The sequence below is a fragment of the Pseudoclavibacter helvolus genome (assembly GCF_049707175.1).
Classification (GTDB): Bacteria; Actinomycetota; Actinomycetes; order Actinomycetales; family Microbacteriaceae; genus Pseudoclavibacter; species Pseudoclavibacter helvolus_A.
Map to the genome: position 1 here is coordinate 41262 of NZ_JBNAFM010000019.1, position 19429 is coordinate 60690.

15 protein-coding genes are annotated in these 19429 nt (G+C 68.3%); 10 read left to right on the forward strand and 5 right to left on the reverse strand.

Annotated features, from left to right (window positions below):
• Positions 1-2: 2 nt before the first annotated feature.
• Both ACPYN9_RS14495 and lhgO read right to left on the reverse strand, forming a co-directional pair.
• Entirely contained in the window at positions 3-1091 is a 1089-nt protein-coding gene (locus tag ACPYN9_RS14495; RefSeq protein WP_424467253.1) for an Ldh family oxidoreductase, read from the reverse strand.
• Positions 1088-2278: an L-2-hydroxyglutarate oxidase gene (lhgO, locus tag ACPYN9_RS14500; RefSeq protein ID WP_424467254.1), complete on the reverse strand. Its 1191-nt coding sequence runs from the start codon at positions 2276-2278 to the stop codon at positions 1088-1090. The genes ACPYN9_RS14495 and lhgO overlap by 4 nt, the downstream gene beginning before the upstream one ends.
• Before the next feature lie 102 nt (positions 2279-2380).
• Between lhgO and otnK the strand changes: the two genes are divergently transcribed.
• From otnK to ACPYN9_RS14525, 5 genes are all read left to right on the forward strand, one after another.
• The gene (otnK, locus tag ACPYN9_RS14505; protein WP_424467255.1) at positions 2381-3709 is read left to right on the forward strand and encodes a 3-oxo-tetronate kinase; all 1329 of its coding nucleotides are present in this window, start codon (positions 2381-2383) and stop codon (positions 3707-3709) included.
• Entirely contained in the window at positions 3706-4359 is a 654-nt protein-coding gene (locus tag ACPYN9_RS14510) for a class II aldolase/adducin family protein (RefSeq protein WP_424467256.1), read from the forward strand. The genes otnK and ACPYN9_RS14510 overlap by 4 nt, the downstream gene beginning before the upstream one ends.
• On the forward strand, positions 4356-5069 hold the full coding sequence (locus ACPYN9_RS14515; protein ID WP_424467257.1) for a substrate-binding domain-containing protein: 714 nt from the start codon (positions 4356-4358) through the stop codon (positions 5067-5069). The genes ACPYN9_RS14510 and ACPYN9_RS14515 overlap by 4 nt, the downstream gene beginning before the upstream one ends.
• A complete protein-coding gene (locus ACPYN9_RS14520) occupies positions 5066-5746 on the forward strand; it encodes a GntR family transcriptional regulator (protein ID WP_424467258.1) in 681 nt (226 codons plus the stop codon). The genes ACPYN9_RS14515 and ACPYN9_RS14520 overlap by 4 nt, the downstream gene beginning before the upstream one ends.
• Before the next feature lie 80 nt (positions 5747-5826).
• Positions 5827-6504, forward strand: a complete 678-nt coding sequence (locus tag ACPYN9_RS14525) for a hypothetical protein (protein ID WP_424467259.1) — start codon at positions 5827-5829, stop codon at positions 6502-6504.
• 144 nt (positions 6505-6648) lie between these two features.
• On the opposite strand, the gene ACPYN9_RS14530 is transcribed toward ACPYN9_RS14525, so the two are convergent.
• From ACPYN9_RS14530 to ACPYN9_RS14540, 3 genes are all read right to left on the reverse strand, one after another.
• Positions 6649-7776: a Gfo/Idh/MocA family protein gene (locus tag ACPYN9_RS14530; RefSeq protein WP_424467260.1), complete on the reverse strand. Its 1128-nt coding sequence runs from the start codon at positions 7774-7776 to the stop codon at positions 6649-6651.
• Between the two features lie 114 nt (positions 7777-7890).
• Entirely contained in the window at positions 7891-8973 is a 1083-nt protein-coding gene (locus tag ACPYN9_RS14535; RefSeq protein WP_424467261.1) for an NADPH:quinone oxidoreductase family protein, read from the reverse strand.
• A gap of 732 nt (positions 8974-9705) precedes the next feature.
• The gene (locus ACPYN9_RS14540; protein WP_424467262.1) at positions 9706-13218 is read right to left on the reverse strand and encodes a glycosyl hydrolase; all 3513 of its coding nucleotides are present in this window, start codon (positions 13216-13218) and stop codon (positions 9706-9708) included.
• A 173-nt stretch (positions 13219-13391) separates the two neighbouring features.
• On the opposite strand from ACPYN9_RS14540, the gene ACPYN9_RS14545 reads away from it, so the two are divergent.
• The 5 genes from ACPYN9_RS14545 to rhaS all read left to right on the forward strand — a co-directional run bounded on the left by ACPYN9_RS14545 (position 13392) and on the right by rhaS (position 18966).
• Positions 13392-14015 carry a TetR/AcrR family transcriptional regulator gene (locus ACPYN9_RS14545; RefSeq protein WP_424467263.1) on the forward strand — a complete coding sequence of 208 codons (624 nt, stop codon included), beginning with the start codon at positions 13392-13394 and terminating at the stop codon, positions 14013-14015.
• A gap of 190 nt (positions 14016-14205) precedes the next feature.
• Entirely contained in the window at positions 14206-15714 is a 1509-nt protein-coding gene (locus tag ACPYN9_RS14550) for a sugar ABC transporter ATP-binding protein (RefSeq protein ID WP_424467275.1), read from the forward strand.
• The gene (locus ACPYN9_RS14555; protein ID WP_424467264.1) at positions 15714-16766 is read left to right on the forward strand and encodes an ABC transporter permease; all 1053 of its coding nucleotides are present in this window, start codon (positions 15714-15716) and stop codon (positions 16764-16766) included. Before ACPYN9_RS14550 ends, ACPYN9_RS14555 begins: the two co-directional genes overlap by 1 nt.
• On the forward strand, positions 16763-17836 hold the full coding sequence (locus ACPYN9_RS14560) for an ABC transporter permease (protein ID WP_424467265.1): 1074 nt from the start codon (positions 16763-16765) through the stop codon (positions 17834-17836). The genes ACPYN9_RS14555 and ACPYN9_RS14560 overlap by 4 nt, the downstream gene beginning before the upstream one ends.
• Positions 17837-17934: 98 nt before the next feature.
• On the forward strand, positions 17935-18966 hold the full coding sequence (rhaS, locus tag ACPYN9_RS14565; RefSeq protein ID WP_424467266.1) for a rhamnose ABC transporter substrate-binding protein: 1032 nt from the start codon (positions 17935-17937) through the stop codon (positions 18964-18966).
• The last annotated feature ends 463 nt before the right edge of the window (positions 18967-19429 follow it).

Here is a 19429-nt window from a genome sequence, read left to right on the forward strand (position 1 = left end):
CGTCAGTGCACTGCGGCCACCGTGGGGGCGAGGAGGAATGGCGCTTCGGCGCGGGTGCAGATCTCCTCGAGGAGTTCGAGCAGGGTGGCGGGTAGCGGGATGCCGTGTGCCGTGCGTGCCGCGCGCTCGTCGGCTTCCGGCTCGCCGGGCACGCGCACTCCTGCTTCTGCGCTTGTTGCGCTGAGGATCTCCTCGACGGCGCTCGACATCGTGCCGTCTGGTCTGAGCCGCTCGGGGTCGATGACGAGGAAGAAGTGCCCGAGGTTGTCGGCGTCTGCGCCGAGCCCGACCCCGGATGCGCCTGCGAGCGCCGCGCTGAGGATCTGCACCATGAGGCTGAGTCCGAAGCCCTTGTGTCCGCCGGATTCGGTGCCGGGTCCGCCGAGCGGGCTGATGGTCGCGCGTCCCGTGGAGAGGAGCTCGTAGGCGACTTTGGCGTCGACGAGGTCTGCCCCGGTGCTGTCAGTGACCCAGCCGACGGGCAGCGGCCAGCCTTTGAGCGCGTAGGTCTTGACCTTGTTGAGGGCGACGACGCTCGTAGAGATGTCGACGACGAGTGGGGCTCCGTCGGCGCGGGGTGCGGAGAAGCAGATCGGGTTCGTACCGAGCACCGCCGTGGTGCCGTTGGTTGCGGAGGTCGTTGGGGTGCGGGTTGTTGTCGTGATGAGCGCGACGAGGCCTTGGTCGGATGCGAGCCGCGCGTAGTAGCCGAGGGCGCCGAAGTGTGACGAGGAGCGTGCTGCGACGACGCTGACCCCTTCGCGGCGGGCTTTGTCGATGGCGGTGTGCATCGCGGTGACGGCCGTGGGGTGGCCGAGACCGTCATGGCCGTCGACGATCGCGAAGGCTGGTCCTTCGTGCACGATCTCGGGCCGGGCGTTGATGTTGAGGCGGCCGGTGCGCGCCAGCTTCTCGTAGAGCATGAGCATTGAAATGCCGTGCGAGTCGATGCCGGAGAGGTCGGTGTCGACCATGACTTCGGCGCTGATGGCGGCGGCCTCGGCAGTCATTCCCCACGCGGTGAGGATCTCGAGGATCTGCTGCCGCACCTGGTCTTCGGTGAAGCGCTGCGGGGTGATGGATGCGCTCATGCGGCGACTCCTGCCAGTTCGTCGGCGATGGAGCGGCCGATTTCGAGGGCTGCGGTCGCTGCTGGGGAGGGGGCGTTGAGGACGTGGATCTGCCGGTGGCCGCGTTCGATGTGGAAGTCGTCGACGAGGCTGCCGTCTCGGCGCATCGCCTGGGCGCGGACGCCGGCGTGGGTGGGGGTGATCTGGTCGAGTTGGAGCTCGGGGATGAGCTCGTTGAGGCTCGCCAGGAACTTGCGCTTCGAGAGCGAGCGCGCGGTTTCGTCGAGTCCGGTGCGCCAGAACCGCTTGCCGAGTCGCCACAGTCCGGGCCAGCGTGCGCTATCGATGACGTCGCCGATGTTGATGCGGCTCCACGAGTAGCCTTCGCGGGCGAGGGCGAAGACGGCGTTCGGGCCGGCGTGGACGGTGCCGTCGAACATGCGGGTGAAGTGCACGCCGAGGAAGGGGAACGCGGGGTCCGGCACGGGGTAGATGAGGCCGCGGACCAGGTGCTGGGCGGCGGGGGTGAGTTCGAAGTACTCGCCGCGGAAGGGGATGATGCGCACGCTGGGGTTGGTGCCGGCGAGGCGTGCGATTCGGTCGCTGTGGAGTCCTGCGCAGTTGACGAGGTTGTCGGCGCTGATCTCCTTGGTGGCGGTTTTGATGACGACTCGGTCTCGGAAGGAGCGGATGGCGCGCACCTCTTGGCCGAGCAGCACCTCGCCGCCTTGCTCGACGATGAGCTCGCGGAGCTTCTGGCAGACGCCGCGGTAGTCGACGATGCCGGTTGATTCGACGCGCAGGGCTGCGACGGCGTTGACGTGCGGCTCGAACTCTTTCGCTTCCGCCGCCGAGATGAGTCGGCAGGGCACGCCGTTGGCTTGGCCGCGTTCGAGGAGGTTCTGCAGGCGCCCGCGTTGCGATTCCGAGGTGGCGACGACGAGCTTGCCGCAGATGTCGACGGTGACGTCGTGCTCGCTGGCGAAGGCTCGCATGGATTCGGCGCCGGCGGCGGCGAACTTGGCCTTGAGGCTCCCGGGCGTGTAATAGAGCCCGGAGTGGATGACGCCGGAGTTGTTTCCGGTCTGGTGGTCGGCGATCTTGTCCTCTTTCTCGAGGACGGTCACGCGGTGACCGCGTTTCCCGAGTTCGCAGGCCGTTGCCAGCCCGACGATCCCTGCTCCGATCACGGCGATGTGATTGCTCATGAGGTCTCCCAGTTGTTCTATATTTCCCGTCTGTAGAAAATACTATAGGATTTCTGGTGGGCCGTCGATGACGACGACCGCACACCGATCAGAGGAGCGATTGTGAAGTTGAGCCTGGGAGTCATCGCCGACGACCACACAGGCGGCACCGACGTGGCCGCGGCACTGGGCAACAGCGGCCTCCGCGTGCTGCTCTGCTTCGACCATCCCGAACTCCCCGAGGTGCCCGCCGAGTACGACGCGGTGGTCATCGCCCTCAAGAGCAGGATGCTCGGCGCTTGCGAGGCGGTCGCAGCAGTTCGTGCGGCCAACGACTGGTTGCGTGGGCACGCTGAGCAGGTCTACTTCAAGTACTGCTCGACCTTCGATTCGACGCGCGACGGCAACATCGGACCGGTGCTCGATCTGCTCCGGCAGGAAGCCGAGGCCGCGATCACCGTTGGCACCCCGGCCACGCCGCAGCACGGGCGCACGGTCTCCGCATCCACACTCTTCGTGGACGGGGTTCCCCTCGCCGAGTCGCACATGCGCCACCACCCGGTGACGCCGATGACGAAGTCCGACCTGGTGGCGCTGCTCGCAGAGCAGTCGTCGAGCGAGGTCGCCGCGCTGCACCTCGAGGAGGTTCGGGGCCCGGAAGAGGCGCTCGTTGAGCGGATCGAGCAGCGGCGGCGCGAGGGTGCGATGCACCTGATTGCCGACGCCGTCGACGAGGCTGATCTCGACGCGATTGCGGCCGCGACGGCCGGGCTCCCCGTCGTCGCGGGGGCGGCCGGCTTCGCTGCGGCGATCGGTCGCAGGCTCGCTCGCCAACGCGCGACGGCGCTTGCGGGGGCTTCCGCGAAAGCCGCCGTTTCGGTTGCGGTGCGTGGCCGTGCGGATGCTCGCGCGTCGGTTCCGGCGGAGGCCCCGGCGGCGGTCGTGCTGGCCGGGAGCTGCTCGACGGCCACGCTCGGCCAGCTCGAGCGGCTCAAGGACGCCGGCCATGACGGGTTCAGGATCGACCCCAGGACGGGGTCTGCAGAGCACATCGCCGCGGAGGCGCTGGCCTGGTTCGACGCGGCGACGCCGCGCGCCGACGCGCCGTTCTTCTTCGCCTCGACGTCCGCGAGCGAGCTCGCGCGCATCCACGCCGACCTCGGCCGGGACCTCGCCGCGCGTCGGGTCGAGGACGTCATCGGGCAGATCGCAGTCGGACTCCGCGACCGCGGCGTCCGCCGCATCATCGCTGCGGGCGGCGAGACCTCGGGTGCGGTCGTGGATGCGCTCGACATCCGCAGCGCCCGCGTCGGCGACGAGGAGGCGCCAGGCGTGCCGTGGATCTACCCCACGAGCACTGAGCTCGAAGTGCTGCTCAAGAGCGGTAACTTCGGCGACCCCGACCTGCTGGTGCGCGCGGCGGCCGCAGCACCCTCGGGGGCGGTGGCATGAGCAGCGACCTCCGCGAAGAGATCGTCTGGGCGGCGCACGCCATTTACGCCCGGGGGCTCTCGCACGGCAGCACCGGCAACATCTCCGCGAGGACGGACGACGGGTTCCTCGTGACGCCGACCGGCTCAAATCTCGGTAGGCTCACCCCGGACGGGCTCTCGCTGCTCGACGAGAAAGGGCGCCACCTCGACGGCCCCAAGGCGTCGAAGGAAACCTTTCTCCACTTGGCCATGTATCGGGCACGGCCGACGGCCAGGGCTGTTGTCCACACGCACTCCGCCGCGGCGGCGGCCGTCTCAACTCTGGCCAGCCCGGCCGGTCAGAGCGCCATTCCGCCACTGACCGCCTACTTCAGCATGCGCGTGGGGTGCCTGCCCCTCCTGCCCTACGCGGCACCTGGCGACGAGCGCATCGGCGACGTGGCGCAGCGGGCGGCCGAGAGCCACCCGGCGCTGCTGCTGCGCAACCACGGCCCCATCGGCGGGGGCGCATCCGTCATGGCCGCGCTCGACGTCATCGAGGAGATCGAGGCGACGGCGCGCGTGTTCCTCGACGTTCGACACCTCCCCCACGAGGGGCTGACCGCCGACCAGATCACCGACCTCAACCCAAGCCCCTGCTCGTGCAGTACGAAAGGAACACACGAATGACCGAATCAACCCTCACCTCGCTCTGGAGCGCCCTCGTCGTCCGCGGACCACTGGAGTCATCAGTTCTGCCAGCGGTCGAGGCGTCAGGTACGCGCGTCGATGCGCGCTTCGATCCCACGACCGTCCTCATGTCCGACATCGAGGCGGGACGGGTGCCAGACGTGCTCATCTCCACGACCGCCTCGCTGCAGGGGGTGCCCGAGCATCTGCTCGACCTGTCGACGGTGCGTCCGCTCATCTCAACGGCGATCGGCCTGGGGGTCGCCCCCGGCACGCCCAAACCGCCCATTGGCACCGTCTCCGAGCTCGTGCAGACCCTTCGCGGCGCGCGGTCCGTCGCCTACTCGAAGACAGGGCAGAGCGGCATCTATTTCCGGGAGCTGCTCGACCGCCTCGGCATCGCCGACGAGGTCGACGCGAAGGCCACCGTACTGCCGAAGGGCTTCACCGGTGAGGCCGTCATCGACGGTCGCGCGGACCTCGCGGTGCAGCAGATCAGCGAACTCCGGTTCGTGCCAGGCGTCGAGATCGTCGGGCCGCTGCCAGACGAGGTGCAGCGCACGACCGAGTTCTCGTACCTGCTCTCGGTCGCGGCTCGCTCGAACCCGCACGCGGTGGCGCTGTACTCTGCGTTGAGCACCGCCGGAGCGGCCGCTGCCTACACGGAGGTGGGACTCGAGCCGCTCTTCGACGCAACGGAGGAACGATGACGATCCGAGCAGCCGAGTCCCGGAAGACTCGTGTCGATGTGGTCTACGCCCGCATCCTCGACGAGCTCATGACCGGTGAGCAGGCGCCGGACGCCGTCCTCAGCATCACCGAGCTCGAGCGACGCTACGAGGTCAGCCAGACCCCCATCAGGGAAGCCCTCGCGCGTCTCGAGCACACCGGCCTCGTGCGCCGCCACGCGCTTCGCGGCTACCGGGTCGCCCCGCTGTTCACGGATGCGGAACTGCTGAAGCTGATGGAGGCGCGGCTCGTGCTCGAACCGCCGATGGCCCACGAGGCGGCGCAGCGCGTCACCCCGGAGTTCCTCGACGAGCTCGGGTCGACCGTCGTTGACCTCGAGCGTGTCGCCGGCGCCGCGGGATCGGAGGACCCGGAGTCGTTCCGAACCTACTGGTCGTCCGACGACGAGTTCCACCGACTCATCGCCAAGCAGGCCGACAACGAGCATCTCTTCACGGCCTACGACTCGATGGGGGCGCATATCCAGCGCTTCCGGGTCATCGCCTCCCACGGCTACGCCTCGCGCGCATCCGAGGCCGCAGCCGTCGAGCACCGGCGGGTGCTCGACGCGCTCCACGCCCGCGACGCCGAAGCCGCGGCCACACACATGCGCGCGCACATCGACGGCGCACGCCAGCGGCTCATCGCCAGCCGCTGATTCCCGCGCGCCACCCGCGCGCACATCGCCGGTGCCGAACGCGTGCCCGCGCCGCACCGGCCGCAGAAAGGACCACCCCTATGAGTGTCACTCCCCCTCGCGTCGCCGTCATCAGTGCCGTCGACTCGTGCATCGCCCCGGCCCGTGATGCCATCACGTCACAGCTCCCCGACGCGGACGTCTGGAACCTGCTCGACGACCGCCTGCTCGTGGAAGCGCGAGCCGCCGGCGAGGTCGGCCCGGACCTGGCGGCCCGCATGGATCACCTCATCGACCACGCCCTTGAGGGCGGCGCGGACGCGATCCTCGTGACCTGCTCCGTGTACGGCGACGCGGTGCGCAGCCGCGCCGCCAGGGAGACGATTCCCGTGCTCGCGTCGGACGACGCCGGCTTCGACCGCGTGCTGGCCTCCGGCATCAACCGAGTGCTGCTGATCAGTCCGATTCAGGAGGGACTCGACGATTCGACGGCGAGGTTGGCCGCCGCCGCAGAGGCCGCGGGGCAGGAGCTCGAGATCGTGGGTGCGGTCGCGCACGGTGCGCACGCCGCCGCCAGCCGCGGCACGGTCGCGCTCCGCGAACTGCTCGTGCGCGTCGTCGAGGGGCTGGATGCTCGCTACGACGCGGTGCTCCTCGGCCAGTACTCGATCGCACCCGGTGCACCGGCCCTGGAGCAGGCGACCGGGCTGCCTGTCTTCACGACCCCCGGCGCCGCAGGAGAGCGACTCGCGGAGCTCGTCACCGCTGCCGCATCCTGACGCGAGATCGCCCGAACGGTCACCATTCTGAAGTCAGAACGACCATTCGGGCGATCTCGTGGCACGCGCGTGGGCCATGGGCGAGGGCCGGGGCGCGGCTCGCAGGCTGCCCTGAGCTACGCCCCCGTCGCCGGCAGTGCCTCGCTACGCGGGCACCTCGCCCGGGTAGACGACGCCGATCGCGGCCCTCGCCCGGTCAAGGATCTCCATGATCTCGACCGACGCCTGCCACGGCATGACCGGCGACTCCGTGGCCCCGCTCGCAAGGAGGCGTACGAACTCGGTCGCCTCGAACTGGAACCCGCCTGGGACGGTCGCGTCCCACTCGCTGACGCCGGCTCCGCTGACGCCGTCACTCGATGCATCCGGAACCGCTTCCGAAGCATCGCGGTCGAACTCGCTCACGCGCAGCATCCCAGGAACGAAGAACTCTCGCGGTAGCTCCACGATGCCGCGCTCGAACACGAACTCGGCGCGCGACGGAGCTCGCCCCTCGAAGCTGCAGCGGGCCGTGCCGACGGCGCTCGCGGTGCGCATGACCACGGATGCGGAGCCGTCGACGGCGTACCCGGGCAGCAGGTTGCCTGCCGCGGCGACCTCGATGGGCGGGCCCATGAGGTCGTGAACCGCGGCGATCGAGTAGACGCCGATGTCGAGCAGCGCCCCGCCGCCCTGGTCGGCCTCGACGATGCGGGCGACGGGCGCAGGCATGAACCCAGCGAAGTTGGCGTGGGCGGTGACGAGGCGGCCAAGCATTCCGTTGGCGGCGATCTGCCGCGCCACCGTGAATTGGGGGAGGAAGCGCGTCCACATGCCGTCGACGACGAGCACCCCATGCTCTGCTGCTGCGGCGAAGATGTCGCGGGCCTCGTCGGTGTTGAGCGCGAGCGGCTTCTCGACGAGCACCGGCTTGCCCGCGCGGATGCACTCGAGTGCGAGGTCGTGGTGCGTGGAGTTGATGGTCGCGAGGTAGATGGCCTCGACGTCCGGATCTGCGATGAGCTCGGCGTAGGAGCCGTGGGCGTGCTCGACGCCGAGCGCCGTGGCGAAGGTTTTGGCACGAGCCAGCTCGCGCGCGCCGACCGCCGCGATCGTCGACCGGGTGTGCTGGGGAACTTCCCGCGCGAACCTGCGCGCGATGTGACCGGCGCCGAGGATCCCCCAGCGCAACGGGGGAGCATCCGCTGGATCGAGCAGCTCGACCCCCTGCGCGAGGCGGGCGATCCGGGCGGGGAGTTCGGCGACGAACGTGGGGGATGCGGGGGTGGTCATCGTCCGAGTCTGGCACCGGGTGGGCTGAGGATGCGAGGGTGCCAAGGCCGTTCAGAGCAGCACGTTCACCGCGAGCGCTTGGGCAGCGTGGTCGACGGTCGTCGAGGGCTGCAGTCAGCGCGACAGGTTCGGAGATGTGCGGCTCGCTCGCGCGCCGAGGCTGAGATCGATGACGATCTTCCCGCGGGCTCGTCGATCGTCGAGGCTCGCGACGGCTTCAGGGGCGTGCGAGAGCGGGACGACCTCGCTGATCACGGGCCGCAGCCCGCCGCGTTCGATGGCCGGTGCGAGCCGCCGCCACTGTTCGGGAAGTGAGGCGAGGCACTCGGGCATGAGCCCCTCCCATGCCGCCCCGATGACGGCGGTGTTGTTGAGGAGGAGGCGGTTGGTCTTGACGGTGGGGATGCTCCCACCGGTGAAGCCGAGCACCACGAGTCGGCCGCGGGGCGCGAGGCAACGAAGCGAGTCGGTGAACCGGTCGCCGCCGACGGGGTCCAGCACGACGTCGACGCCGCGGTGGTCGGTGAGCTGGCGCACCTCGTAGAGGAAGTCAGCCGCGAACACGGTGTGGTCGGCGCCGACGGACCTGGCGAGCGTCGCCTTCTCCTCGGTTGAGACGACGGCGATGACGGTGGTGCCGATGAGCTTCGCCTGCTGGATGAGGGCCACCCCGAGCCCGCCTGCAGCACCCTGGATGAGCACGGTCTCGCCCGCTTCCACCCGCCCGCGGTCGCGGAGCGCGAAGTCGGCGCTGAGGAGATTGATGGGCAGCGCTGCGGCGGCGACGAAGTCGATCGAGTCGGGCAGCGGCAGCACCCGGTCGGCGGGCGCGACGACGAAGTCCGCAAACGCGCCGTGACTCGCGACGCCGAAGACCCGGTCGCCTGCTGCGAAGCCTGAGTCGTCGCCTGCTTCTGCGACGATGCCGGCGAACTCGCTGCCGAGCGCAAACGGCGTCGGGATGCGGTGCTGGTACTCGCTCCGCGACTGCAGCACATCCGGGAACGCGATCCCGGCCGCGCGCACCTCGACGAGCACGTGGCCCGGTGGCCGGTGCGGGATGTGCAGCTCGCGAAGCTCGAGGCTGCGGGGGCCGCCGTCGGTGGAGTTGACGATCGCCCTCATCGAACCCGCATGGCCACGGGCGACGTCATGCGTCGGGTCCTGTGTGGGCTGGTCTGGCGGTGCATCCGACATGCCTGCCACGGTAGCCGCTGCGTATCGGGGTCGTCGCGGCGCGAGGTGCCGCAAATGGTTGTTGTTCGTGTTCTTCTGGGCGCGAGATGCCGCAAATGGTTGTTGGTCGTGTTCTTCTGGGCGCGAGATGCCGCGAATGGTTGTTGTGGAGGGCTTGAGAGCGACCTTTTGGGGCGACTCGTGGTTTGGGGAAGGTCTGGCGTGAGGTGGGGCTTTCGTGGGCGGGGTCGTGCGGCGCGAGATGCCACAAATGGTTGTTGGTCGTGTTCTTCTGGGCGCGAGATGCCGCAAATGATTGTTCTGGAGGGCTTGAGAGCGACCTTTTGCGGCGACTCGTGGTTTCGGGAAGGTCTGGCTCGAGGTGGGGTCTTCGTGCGGGGTCGTCGCGGCGCGAGATGCCGCAAATGGTTGTTGTTCGTGTTCTTCGGGGCGCGAGATGCCACGAATGGTTGTTCTGGAGGGCTTGAGAGCGACCTTTTGGGGCGACTCGCGGCGAGTGGAAGAGTGGCGAGGAGAAGGTGGGGGCTGGGGTTGGGCGAGGCGCAGGCGAGGGTGCAGGGTGCAGGGTGCACATGGCCGCGGGGCCGGGGGGGCCCCCCGCCCCGGGGGGGGGGGGGGGCGGGCCGGCGGGGGGGGGGGGGGGGGGGGGGGCGGGGCGGCCCCGGGCGCGCCCCCCGCCCGCGCCCGCGCCCCCCCCCCCCCCCCCCCCCGCGGCCGTTGTGCGGGTTGCGGTTACTCGCTGGTCACGCCTCCTCGGCGCTTCTTGATGAGGAAGGCCGCTCCCGTGCCCGCAAGCAACGCCCCGAGGAGCGCGATGAAGCCCGCGATACTGCCGTCGACGCCCGTCGTGGCGAGGTCGCCGTCGTCACCGCCGGCGTCCGAGCCGCCGTTGCCGTTGCCGTTGCCGTTACCGGGGCCGCCGTTGCCGGGGGTCGAGGTCGGCGCGGTCGTGCCGCCCGTGCCGTCGGTCGAGGTGGGCTGCGGAGTCGGCTCGGCGGTGCCCGTGCCAGTGGGCTGCGGCTCGGCGATGCTCTCGACCGCGCTGTTCAGTGTGACCGGGCCGACGAGGCCAGCCGGCTCGAGGCCCGAGCCGCCGTGCACGCTGTTGTAGGCCTGGTACTTCACGTTCGCGACCGGATCGCTGTTGTACAGCTCCTTGAGTCCTTCGCGGCGGTTGCTCTGCACGGGTTGCACGTCAATCTCGATGACGTTGGATCCGTTCACGAGCGCCGGCGCGATGTCGACTTCGTAGGGGGCGGCGTAGAGCTGTGTCACGAACTCGTGCTCAGTGCCGGGGTTCACGCGCACTGTCGCCGCGTTGTGCACGGTACCGAGGTCGAGCACGGCGCCACCCTCCAGCAGGTCGGCCGCATCCGGAACGTCGACTGAAGTGCGGTAGGTGCCTGAATCGGTGACGTAGCGCAGCTCGTTACCGAGGAAGCCGTCAGCGCTCCAGTCTCCGAGCACCTCGCCGGTGTACTCGGACGTCCTCGCCTCGCCTGGTGCGTTCGTGCCGATGTTGTCGGCGGTCACTTCGAGCGTGAAGGGATCGAGGGCGTGCGCGACGCCCCGCTCGGTGGTGTCGAGCACGGAGGGTGCACCGTCCGAGATGGCCGAGTCGGCGATGCCGGTCCCAGCTGGCTCGCAGAGCAGCACGACTGCGCCGCTCGCGTCGAGGGTCGCCGCGACGGCGTTGCCGTTGACCTCCGCGTCGAAGATCTCTCCCGTCTCCGGGTCGAGCCACCAGCAGGTGTCGAGGCCGTCGCCCACGGTGAGGGTGACGCCCGTCGCCCCCTCCGCGGAGGTGTTGCGGATGTAGGCGAGCTCGCCCCCGGTCGGCAGCGTGCGGCGGCCGAAGCGGAGGTCCGCGTTCTGCTCGTAGGAGATGGGTGCGTCGACCGATGCTGCGAGTGCCGACGGGATCGCGGCGGCATCGACCGCGCCGCCCATGGCTGCCGCGATCTCGCTCACCTGCGCATCCAGGGCTGCGTACTCGCCGCCCGCGTAGCCGGGCTGCGCCGAGGGCGTCGCGCCGACGAACACGATTGGGGCGCCCGCATCCTGCAGCTTCTGTAGGGCCTGCATGGTCTCGAGCGGCACGGTGCTGCTCTCGACGAGCATGGCGTCGAAGGATGCGTTGCCGCCGTTCGCGACGAGATTCGTGCCGTCCCAGGTGAGTCCGGTTTGGATCGTGTCGTCGTTGATCGCATCCCACGCCCAGCCGTTGGTCTGGGCTGCGGTGATGGATGCGAGTGGCGTCGAACCACCGCCGAAGCCGCCGCCGCTGGCGAGCGCTCCGAAGAGGGGCATGTAGATCGCGACGTCGCTGCTGTTGGTGCCCGACTGCATGACGTAGTTGGCTCGCGACGCGTAGGCGTTCATCGAGTCGTAGTAGTCGGCGATGCCGGACGTATCGGCCATCTCGACGCCGATTGTCGGCCACGCACGCCAGCCTTCTTCGGCGAAGAGGTTGTCGTCGGAGGTGAACGCGGGGTCGTTGTTGCCGCTGTAGGTGGCGCTGAGGCCGTGGTAGAAGAAGTTGTTCACGCCGCTCGTGGCCATGAGGTCGTAGCCCTGCTTCATGAACTCTGGCGTGATGCGGAACGGCACGGACCCGAGCGTGTAGACCTCGGAAGTGACGAGGTTCTTGCCGTAGAGGTGTGCGCCGGACGCGACGCGCTTCAGCGAGTACTCGTCGAGCCCCTCGGTTTCTGGGATGTCGACGTATTGCGACGACTTCAGGGTGTCGATGGGCGGGTTGTACGCCTGCTGGCGATAGTCGATGCCGTACTCGCCGAGCGTCGTGGAGAACGCCTCGAGGCCCTGCAAGAACGAGTCGTTGAGGAGCACGCCGTAGTCGTGCACGATGCGCTGCGACTCCTCCTCGGTCAGGTTGCTGGCGAGGAGTGGCGTGCCGCTGCCGCCTCCGAATCGGCTGACCTCCGGTGTCTCCAGGCCGAGGGCCGCGTACTCGGGCTTGACCGTCGGGGTTCCGTCGATGAGGAACGAGTCCTGGTAGATGGAGTAGAGCGAGGGCAGGTACGGGGTGATGTCGTAGCCGAGCAGCTCCTGCGATTCGGCTGCGGCCTGGATGAGGTCGTTGTAGTGGCGGTCGGTGTAGAACTCGTAGCTGTCGTTGAATGCGGCGCGGACATCGCGCGACTCGACGATGTCGTTGAGCGCGGCTTCGCCGAGCCAGCCGTTGACGAGCTTCGTGATCGCGACCGGGTTGAGGTGGTCGACGACGTAGTTGCGCTTATCGGTCGTCGTGTTCTCGATGATGGAATTGAAGCCGTACGCGCCCGTCGTCGCGCTGTAGAGGGCGACGATTTCGTAGTCGCCTTCGGCGAGTGTCGACGTGTCGACTGCGAAGGAGGTCGCCCCGTCGCTCGGGTAGGAGAGCTGCGCGGCGTCGAGGTCAAGGACAGGCTGCTGCTCGTACGTCTTGACGGAGCTGAAGTCGGAGGTGAGTGTCTGATTGGCCGTGGTCAGCTTCGCGCCCTGTCCGGTGATCGGCGCGAGCATGACCGAGTTCAGGTGCACGTTTGCCGGGTCCCATTCGCCGAAGTCGAAACCGAACTTCTCGGACGCGAAGAACGGGCTCACCTCGGCCTCGGGGATGCCGAGCGTCAGTTTGCCCGACCCGGACGGGACGGCGACGTCGCCGGACACGAGCGTGATGGCGCCCGCCGCATCCACTCGGACGGTCGCGCGGCCGAGCGCCATGGTGTTCTGGCTGTCTTCGAGGTCGATGGAGTCGTCGCTCGCCAGGTAGCCGCTGCCGATGTTGAGGTCGACGGTGATGCCGAGCTCGTTGGCGCGCGCGACGACCGCGTCGAGCTTCTCGAAGTACTCGGGCGACTCGTAGCCGAGGATGGCCTTGGTGTCGTAGCCGGGGACGGCGTCGTAGATGGAACCACCGTTGCCGCCGTTGCCAGCGATGCCTTCCTCTGTAAGGAACCCCTTCGAGAAGGCGACGATCTCGACGGCGCCGAAGCCATTCTCATGCAGGTAGTCGACTTGCGCGAGCAGGTCCTCTTGGCTGGCCGCGTTGCCTGGCCACCACCACCGCACGCCTGGCCGGAAGTCCATGCCCGGTTCTGCGAACTCCGTGGGGTCGATCGAGCTGGTTGTTGTGGAGAACTCGTCTCCGAGAGCGGGGCCGGCGACTGCGAGCGTGCAGGCGACCGAGAGGGCCGCGCCGAGCGCAAGCGCGCGCCGCCCTCGTTGTCGTGGATCGTTCATTTCTGGACCTCTCTGGCTTCCTTGCCAATGACGGGGTGTGAACTGTTCCGTGTCGGTCCGCTGGAGGGGGATGCGGTGCGGCGCGACGAACGGACAGGCATTGAATCGATTCAGGCGTGAACCTAACACGTGTTAGGTAATCGCGACAAGGGCGAGGCGCGAGAATGGTTCACATGCGCCCCGAATCGACCGAGCCTGACGTTCCGCGGTTCTCGCAGCGAGACGTCACCCCGCACCCGAGGCGCGACCAGATCATGGATGCGGCGACGCGCGTGTTCACCGTGAAGGGGTTCAATGCGGCCTCGATTCGAGAGATCGCCGCCGAGGCGGGCATGTCTCACACGGGCGTGCTGCACCACTTCCCCGACAAGGCGGTGCTCCTCGAGACGCTCCTCGAGCGGCGTGGGCAACGGGCGGCTGCGGATGTTGGCCTCGATTTCTCGACTGGACTCTCGTATCTGCGCGGCCTGCTCGCGCTCGCCGCACGCGACGTCGCGAAGCCGGACGGGGTGCTGATGTTCAGCATCGTGGCAGCCGAGGCGCTGGCCCCGTCGCATCCGGCGCACGCTTCGATCGCGCGCTGGTACGAGTTTCTGCGGTCGACTGCCTTCGATGCGCTCACCGACCTCAAGGTGCGAGGGCTGTACGCCGCGGAGCACATTCCGCTCGAGATCGCCGCAACCCAGATTGCGGGCCTGCGCAGCGGCCTGACCCAGCAGTGGCTGCTCGCGCCGGAGATCGACCCCGTCGAGGCGTTCCGCGTGCACCTGCAGTCGTACGTGACCGAGGTGCTCTAAGTGCCGGCCGGGTCCCGCGCATAACAACTCCGCATCCTCCGCTTGACGTTTTCTGCGAGCGTCGCGTAGTGTCACAACCAGTCGCTTGAAACGATTCACAAAGTCGGTGATCGCCAGCGGCTCAGCAACGCTCACCACCGAGCATCCCCTCAACACCCTCGCAATACTCAACGAAGAGAACGGAGCCACCGTGACGAGTTCGCAAGTCGTACTCGAGCTGCGCGATGTGCAGAAGTCATTCGGATCCGTCGTCGCACTCCGATCCGGCACGATCGCCGTCGAGTCCGGTTCCATCCACGCACTCGTGGGTGAGAACGGCGCCGGCAAGTCCACGCTCGTCAAGATCGTCGCTGGCCTCTACCAGCGCGACGCCGGCACCTTCCAGCTCGGCGGCGAAGACGTCAACTTCACATCCACGGCCCAGTCGAAGGCCGCGGGCGTCGCGGTCATCTACCAGGAGCCGACGCTCTTCCCCGACCTCTCGGTCACCGAGAACATCTTCATGGGCCGCCAGCCCACGAACCGCTTCGGCCGCATCAACCGCGCCGCGATGCGCGACGAGGCGAAAGCGCTGTTCGCCCGACTCGGCGTGAACATCGATCCTGACCGCCCGGCCGAGGGCCTCTCCATCGCCGACCAGCAGGTCATCGAGATCGCCAAGGCCGTCTCGCTCAACGCTCGGGTGCTCATCATGGACGAGCCGACCGCCGCCCTCTCGGGCGTCGAAGTCGACCGCCTCTTCGCCATCGCGCGCAGCCTGCGCGACGAAGGCCGCGGCCTCATGTTCATCTCCCACCGCTTCGACGAGGTCTTCGCGCTCTGCGACAAGGTCACCGTCATGCGCGACGGCAGCTACATCGCGACGAACCTGATCAGCGAGACGACGGTGGATGCGCTCGTGCAGCAGATGGTCGGCCGCGAGGTCACCGAGCTGTTCCCGAAGCAGGACGCCGTCATCGGCGAGCCCGTGCTTGTCGTCGAGGACCTCGAGAGCCCAGGCGTCTTCCACGACATCAACTTCACGGTCCGCTCTGGCGAGATCGTCGGCCTCGCCGGCCTCGTCGGCGCCGGCCGCAGCGAGGTCGCACGCGCAGTCTTCGGCGTCGATAAGTACAAGTCGGGTCGCGTCACCGTCGAGGGCAAGCCCGTCAAGCCCGGCTCGCCCGTCGCCGCCATGCAGGCCGGGCTCGCGCTCATCCCCGAAGACCGCCGCAAGCAGGGCCTCGTCGTCGACTCAGGCGTCGGCGAGAACATCACGAGCGTCATCCTCAAGCAGCTCACCAAGCTCGGGGTCATCAGCGGCCGCAAGCAGCACGACGACGCCCGGCAGTGGGCCACGAAACTCGAGGTGAAGGCGCAGGCGCTCGACACGATCGCCGGCACCCTCTCGGGCGGCAACCAGCAGAAGGTCGTCATCGCCAAGTGGCTCGCGACGAACCCCAAGCTCCTCATCATCGACGAGCCGACGCGAGGCATCGACGTCGGCACCAAGTCAGAAGTGCACCGCCTGCTCTCCGAGCTCGCGGGCACCGGAATGGGAATTCTCATGATCTCCTCGGAGCTCCCAGAGGTCCTCGGCATGGCCGACCGCGTGCTCGTCATGCACGAAGGTCGCATCGCCCAGGAAATCGACCGCAGCCAGGCCACCAGCGAGAGCGTCATGCGCGCCGCGACCGGCGCAGTGACGGTGGTGCTCTGATGACCACGACCACCACGCAGGGCCCGCACCCCACCGCCGGCGCACCCATGCCGCCCAAGAAGGCCATCCGCTTCGGCAACTTCGGCAAGGCCCGCGAGCTCGGCATCCTGCTCGCCCTCGCGATCGTCCTCATCGTCGCAACCGTCGCCAACCCCAACTTCCTCTTCAGCCCCGACGGCTGGCGCGACCTCTTCCTGACGCCGTCCATCCTGCTGCTCGTCGCAGTCGGGCAGGCCATCGTCCTCATCACCCGCAACGTCGACCTCTCGGTCGGCTCCGTCATCGGCCTCACCGCCTTCCTCACCGGCCGCCTCTTCATCGACTTCCCGGGCATCCCGATCCCGATCGTCGTCATCGCGGCCGTGCTCTTCGGCGCCATCCTCGGCTTCGTCAACGGCGCGCTCGTCGCCTACGTGCGAGTGCCCGCCATGGTCATCACGCTGGGCACGCTGTACGCCTACCGCGGCATCAACGTCATGTGGGCTGGATCGAGCCGCATCAATGCAAGCGACATGCCCCGCGACTTCCTCGCGCTCGGCACCGGCCAGATCCTGACCATCCCGATCCTCACGATCGTCGCCGTCATCGTGCTCGCCATCGCCGCCTGGGTCATGAAGAACACCCGCCCCGGCCGCGAGTTCTACGCCATCGGCTCCGACCCAGACGCCGCGAAACTCTACGGCCTCCCCGACGTGCGCCGCGTGCTCACCGCATTCGTGCTCTCAGGCGCCCTCGCCGGCCTCGCCGGAGTGTTCTACGCAGCCCGCTACGGCACCGTCAGCTCCCAGGCCGGAGCAGGATGGGAACTGGATGCGGTGGGCGCGGCCGTCATCGGCGGCGTCGCCATCACCGGTGGCGTCGGAACCCTGTGGGGTGCGGCCATCGGCGCGATGCTCCTCATGACCATCAACCGAGTACTCCCGCTCGTCGGCATCCCCGACTTCTGGCAGCGCGCCGTCGTCGGCGTGCTCATCCTCGCCGCGATCGTCCTCGACCGCGTGCTCGCCATCCGCCAATCCCGCAAGCTCGTCGAAGCGAGGGAGGAATCATGACCGCTCTCACGACCCCAACCTCGTCCGCAGCAACCCAGCGAACGATCGAGAACTACTCGCAACCAGCCTGGCGCCGCATCCTCTTCACCCGAGAGATGGCGATCGTCGCCCTCCTCGTCGTGGTGTGCATCGTCTCGATGGCCACGGTCCGCGGCTTCTCGCAGCCCATCACCATCACCTACCTGCTCATGGACGTCGCCGCGGTGCTCATCATCGCCCTGCCGATGACGCTCATCATGATCACGGGCGAGATCGACCTTTCAGTCGGATCCATGGTCGGGCTCTCCAGCGTCACCACCGGTGCCCTCGTGCAAGCCGGCGTCGGCTTCGAGATAGCGGCCCTCGTCGCCCTGATCGTCGGCCTCCTCGGCGGAGCATTCAACGGCTTCCTCGTCACGAAGGTCGGCCTGCCATCGCTCGCCGTCACCATCGGCACGCTCGCGCTCTTCCGCGGCATCGCCGTCGGCGTGCTCGGCACCGTCGCCGTCACCTCGTTCCCCGAGTTCTGGACCGACCTCGCGAAGGCCAAGATCGTGGGCACGCCCATCCCGGCCATCATGATCCCGTTCCTCATCCTGCTCGCGGTCTTCATCGTCGTGCTCCACTACACGCCCTTCGGCCGCGGCGTCTACGCCATCGGCCTCTCCAAGGAAGCCGCCCACTTCTCGGGCGTCCCCGTCGGCCGCACCAAGTTCATCCTCTTCGTCGCCTCCGGCGTGCTCGCCGCCCTCGCAGGCATCTACTTCACGCTCCGCTACGGCTCAGCGCGAGGCGACAACGCGACCGGCCTCGAACTGCAGGTCATCGCGGCGGTCGTGCTCGGCGGCGTCTCCGTCTTCGGCGGGCGCGGCAAGCTCTACGGCGTCGTCGCCGCAGTGCTCCTCATCGGCGTCCTCGCCAGCGCCCTGCGCCTCGCGAACGTCACCTCCGACGTCATCAACATCATCACCGGAGCGCTCCTCATCATCTCCGTCGTCGGAGCAAGCCTCCTGCCAAGGATCCGCCGCAAGCGGCCCAAAGCAGAGAAGCCGTTAGTCGGTACGACCAGCGGCACGGTTCCCAAGAGCTGAACAGCTCCCGCAGACCCAAGCCCCACATCCACCAACACACGCAACACCCCACCCGTCGCCCGGAACACCGAGCGGCTCAGTACCCGAAGGGAAACCCCATGAAGCTCGCAACGAAGCGGCTGAGCGCAGCTGGCGCACTCGCAGTGAGTGCAGCACTCGTGCTCACTGGATGCACCACCGGCGGCGACGACACCGCAGCAGGCGGCGGAGACACCGGCAACCTCACCGTCACCTTCCTGCCCAAGAACCTCGGCAACCCGTACTTCGAGGCATCGAGCGTCGGCGGACAGGCCGCCGCCACCGAATTCGGCGGAACCTTCGCCGAGGTCGGCCCGTCGGAAGCCACCCCCGACGCGCAGGTCAGCTACATCAACACCCTCACGCAGCAGGGCGTCGGCGGCATCGTCATCTCCGCCAACGACCCAGAAGCCATCTGCGACGCCCTCAACGAGGCACGCGACGCCGGCACGAAGGTCGTCACCTTCGACTCCGACACCAACCCCGAGTGCCGCGACCTGTTCGTGAACCAGGCAGACGCAGACGGCATCGCCAAGGCGCAGATCGACCTCATCGCCGAGCAGATCGGCGGATCCGGTGAGATCGCCATCCTCTCCGCCGCCGCCAACGCGACGAACCAGAACGCCTGGATCGAGAAGATGGAAGCGTACGTCGGCACCGAGTACCCCGAGATCACCATCGTCGAGACCGTCTACGGCGACGACGACGACCAGACCTCGTTCGACAAGACCGCAGCGCTCCTCCAGACGCACCCCAACCTCAAGGGCATCGTCTCGCCCACGACCGTCGGCATCGCGGCCGCAGCGCGCTACATCCAGACCTCCGACTTCAAGGGCAAGGTCGCGGTGACCGGTCTCGGCACGCCGAACCAGATGCGCGAATTCGTCGAAGACGGCACCGTCACGTCGTTCGCACTCTGGAACCCCGAGGACCTCGGCTACCTGTCGGCATTCGCCGCCCAGGCACTCATCGCCGGCGACATCACCGGCGCTGAAGGCGACACCTTCGAGGCAGGCAAGCTCGGTGAGTACACGGTCGGCGCCGACGGCACCGTCCTCCTCGGCGACCCCTTCGTCTTCGATAAGGACAACATCGGCGACTTCAGCTTCTAGAAGCAGCTGAGGCGAGGGGGCTGCTGGGGACTGCCCAGCGATCCTCGGAGCGCCTCGGTGCTCCTCGGTACGCCTCAGTGCTCCTCGGAGCTGAAGGGAGGCGCGAGCAGCCTCGCCGAACCGAACTGCGGACGCCGCGCCGGGACCATCTCCCGGCGCGGCGTTCGCGCATCCCCGCCCCGCGCATCCACTTGCCCCCGTTTGGTTCGCTCTCGCTCGAGCGCGAACTCGCCTCATCCTTACCCCGGGGCGGCAACCACACGGGAGATGCATGCTCGTGCCGCGTCGAGCATGCATCTCCCGCATGGTTGCGTCTCGAAGCCGCTCTGTCGCCCGCCTCGCCCGCCTCGCCGGCCTCGCGAGCTTCGCTGGCTTCGCTGGCTTCGCTGGTATCTCGGGCTCGCGGCGCCGCGGGTATCCACACGGGAAATGCAGGCTCGTTCGCGAACGAAGCTGCATCTGT

Bases quoted from the DNA above. Each gene is read 5' to 3' on its own strand.
- ACPYN9_RS14495 (WP_424467253.1), bottom strand. From the start codon at position 1,091: ATGAGCGCATCCATCACCCCGCAGCGCTTCACCGAAGACCAGGTGCGG.
- lhgO (WP_424467254.1), bottom strand. From the start codon at position 2,278: ATGAGCAATCACATCGCCGTGATCGGAGCAGGGATCGTCGGGCTGGCA.
- ACPYN9_RS14510 (WP_424467256.1), top strand. From the start codon at position 3,706: ATGAGCAGCGACCTCCGCGAAGAGATCGTCTGGGCGGCGCACGCCATT.
- ACPYN9_RS14515 (WP_424467257.1), top strand. From the start codon at position 4,356: ATGACCGAATCAACCCTCACCTCGCTCTGGAGCGCCCTCGTCGTCCGC.
- ACPYN9_RS14520 (WP_424467258.1), top strand. From the start codon at position 5,066: ATGACGATCCGAGCAGCCGAGTCCCGGAAGACTCGTGTCGATGTGGTC.
- ACPYN9_RS14525 (WP_424467259.1), top strand. From the start codon at position 5,827: ATGAGTGTCACTCCCCCTCGCGTCGCCGTCATCAGTGCCGTCGACTCG.
- ACPYN9_RS14530 (WP_424467260.1), bottom strand. From the start codon at position 7,776: ATGACCACCCCCGCATCCCCCACGTTCGTCGCCGAACTCCCCGCCCGG.
- ACPYN9_RS14535 (WP_424467261.1), bottom strand. From the start codon at position 8,973: ATGTCGGATGCACCGCCAGACCAGCCCACACAGGACCCGACGCATGAC.
- ACPYN9_RS14540 (WP_424467262.1), bottom strand. From the start codon at position 13,218: ATGAACGATCCACGACAACGAGGGCGGCGCGCGCTTGCGCTCGGCGCG.
- ACPYN9_RS14545 (WP_424467263.1), top strand. From the start codon at position 13,392: ATGCGCCCCGAATCGACCGAGCCTGACGTTCCGCGGTTCTCGCAGCGA.
- ACPYN9_RS14555 (WP_424467264.1), top strand. From the start codon at position 15,714: ATGACCACGACCACCACGCAGGGCCCGCACCCCACCGCCGGCGCACCC.
- ACPYN9_RS14560 (WP_424467265.1), top strand. From the start codon at position 16,763: ATGACCGCTCTCACGACCCCAACCTCGTCCGCAGCAACCCAGCGAACG.
- rhaS (WP_424467266.1), top strand. From the start codon at position 17,935: ATGAAGCTCGCAACGAAGCGGCTGAGCGCAGCTGGCGCACTCGCAGTG.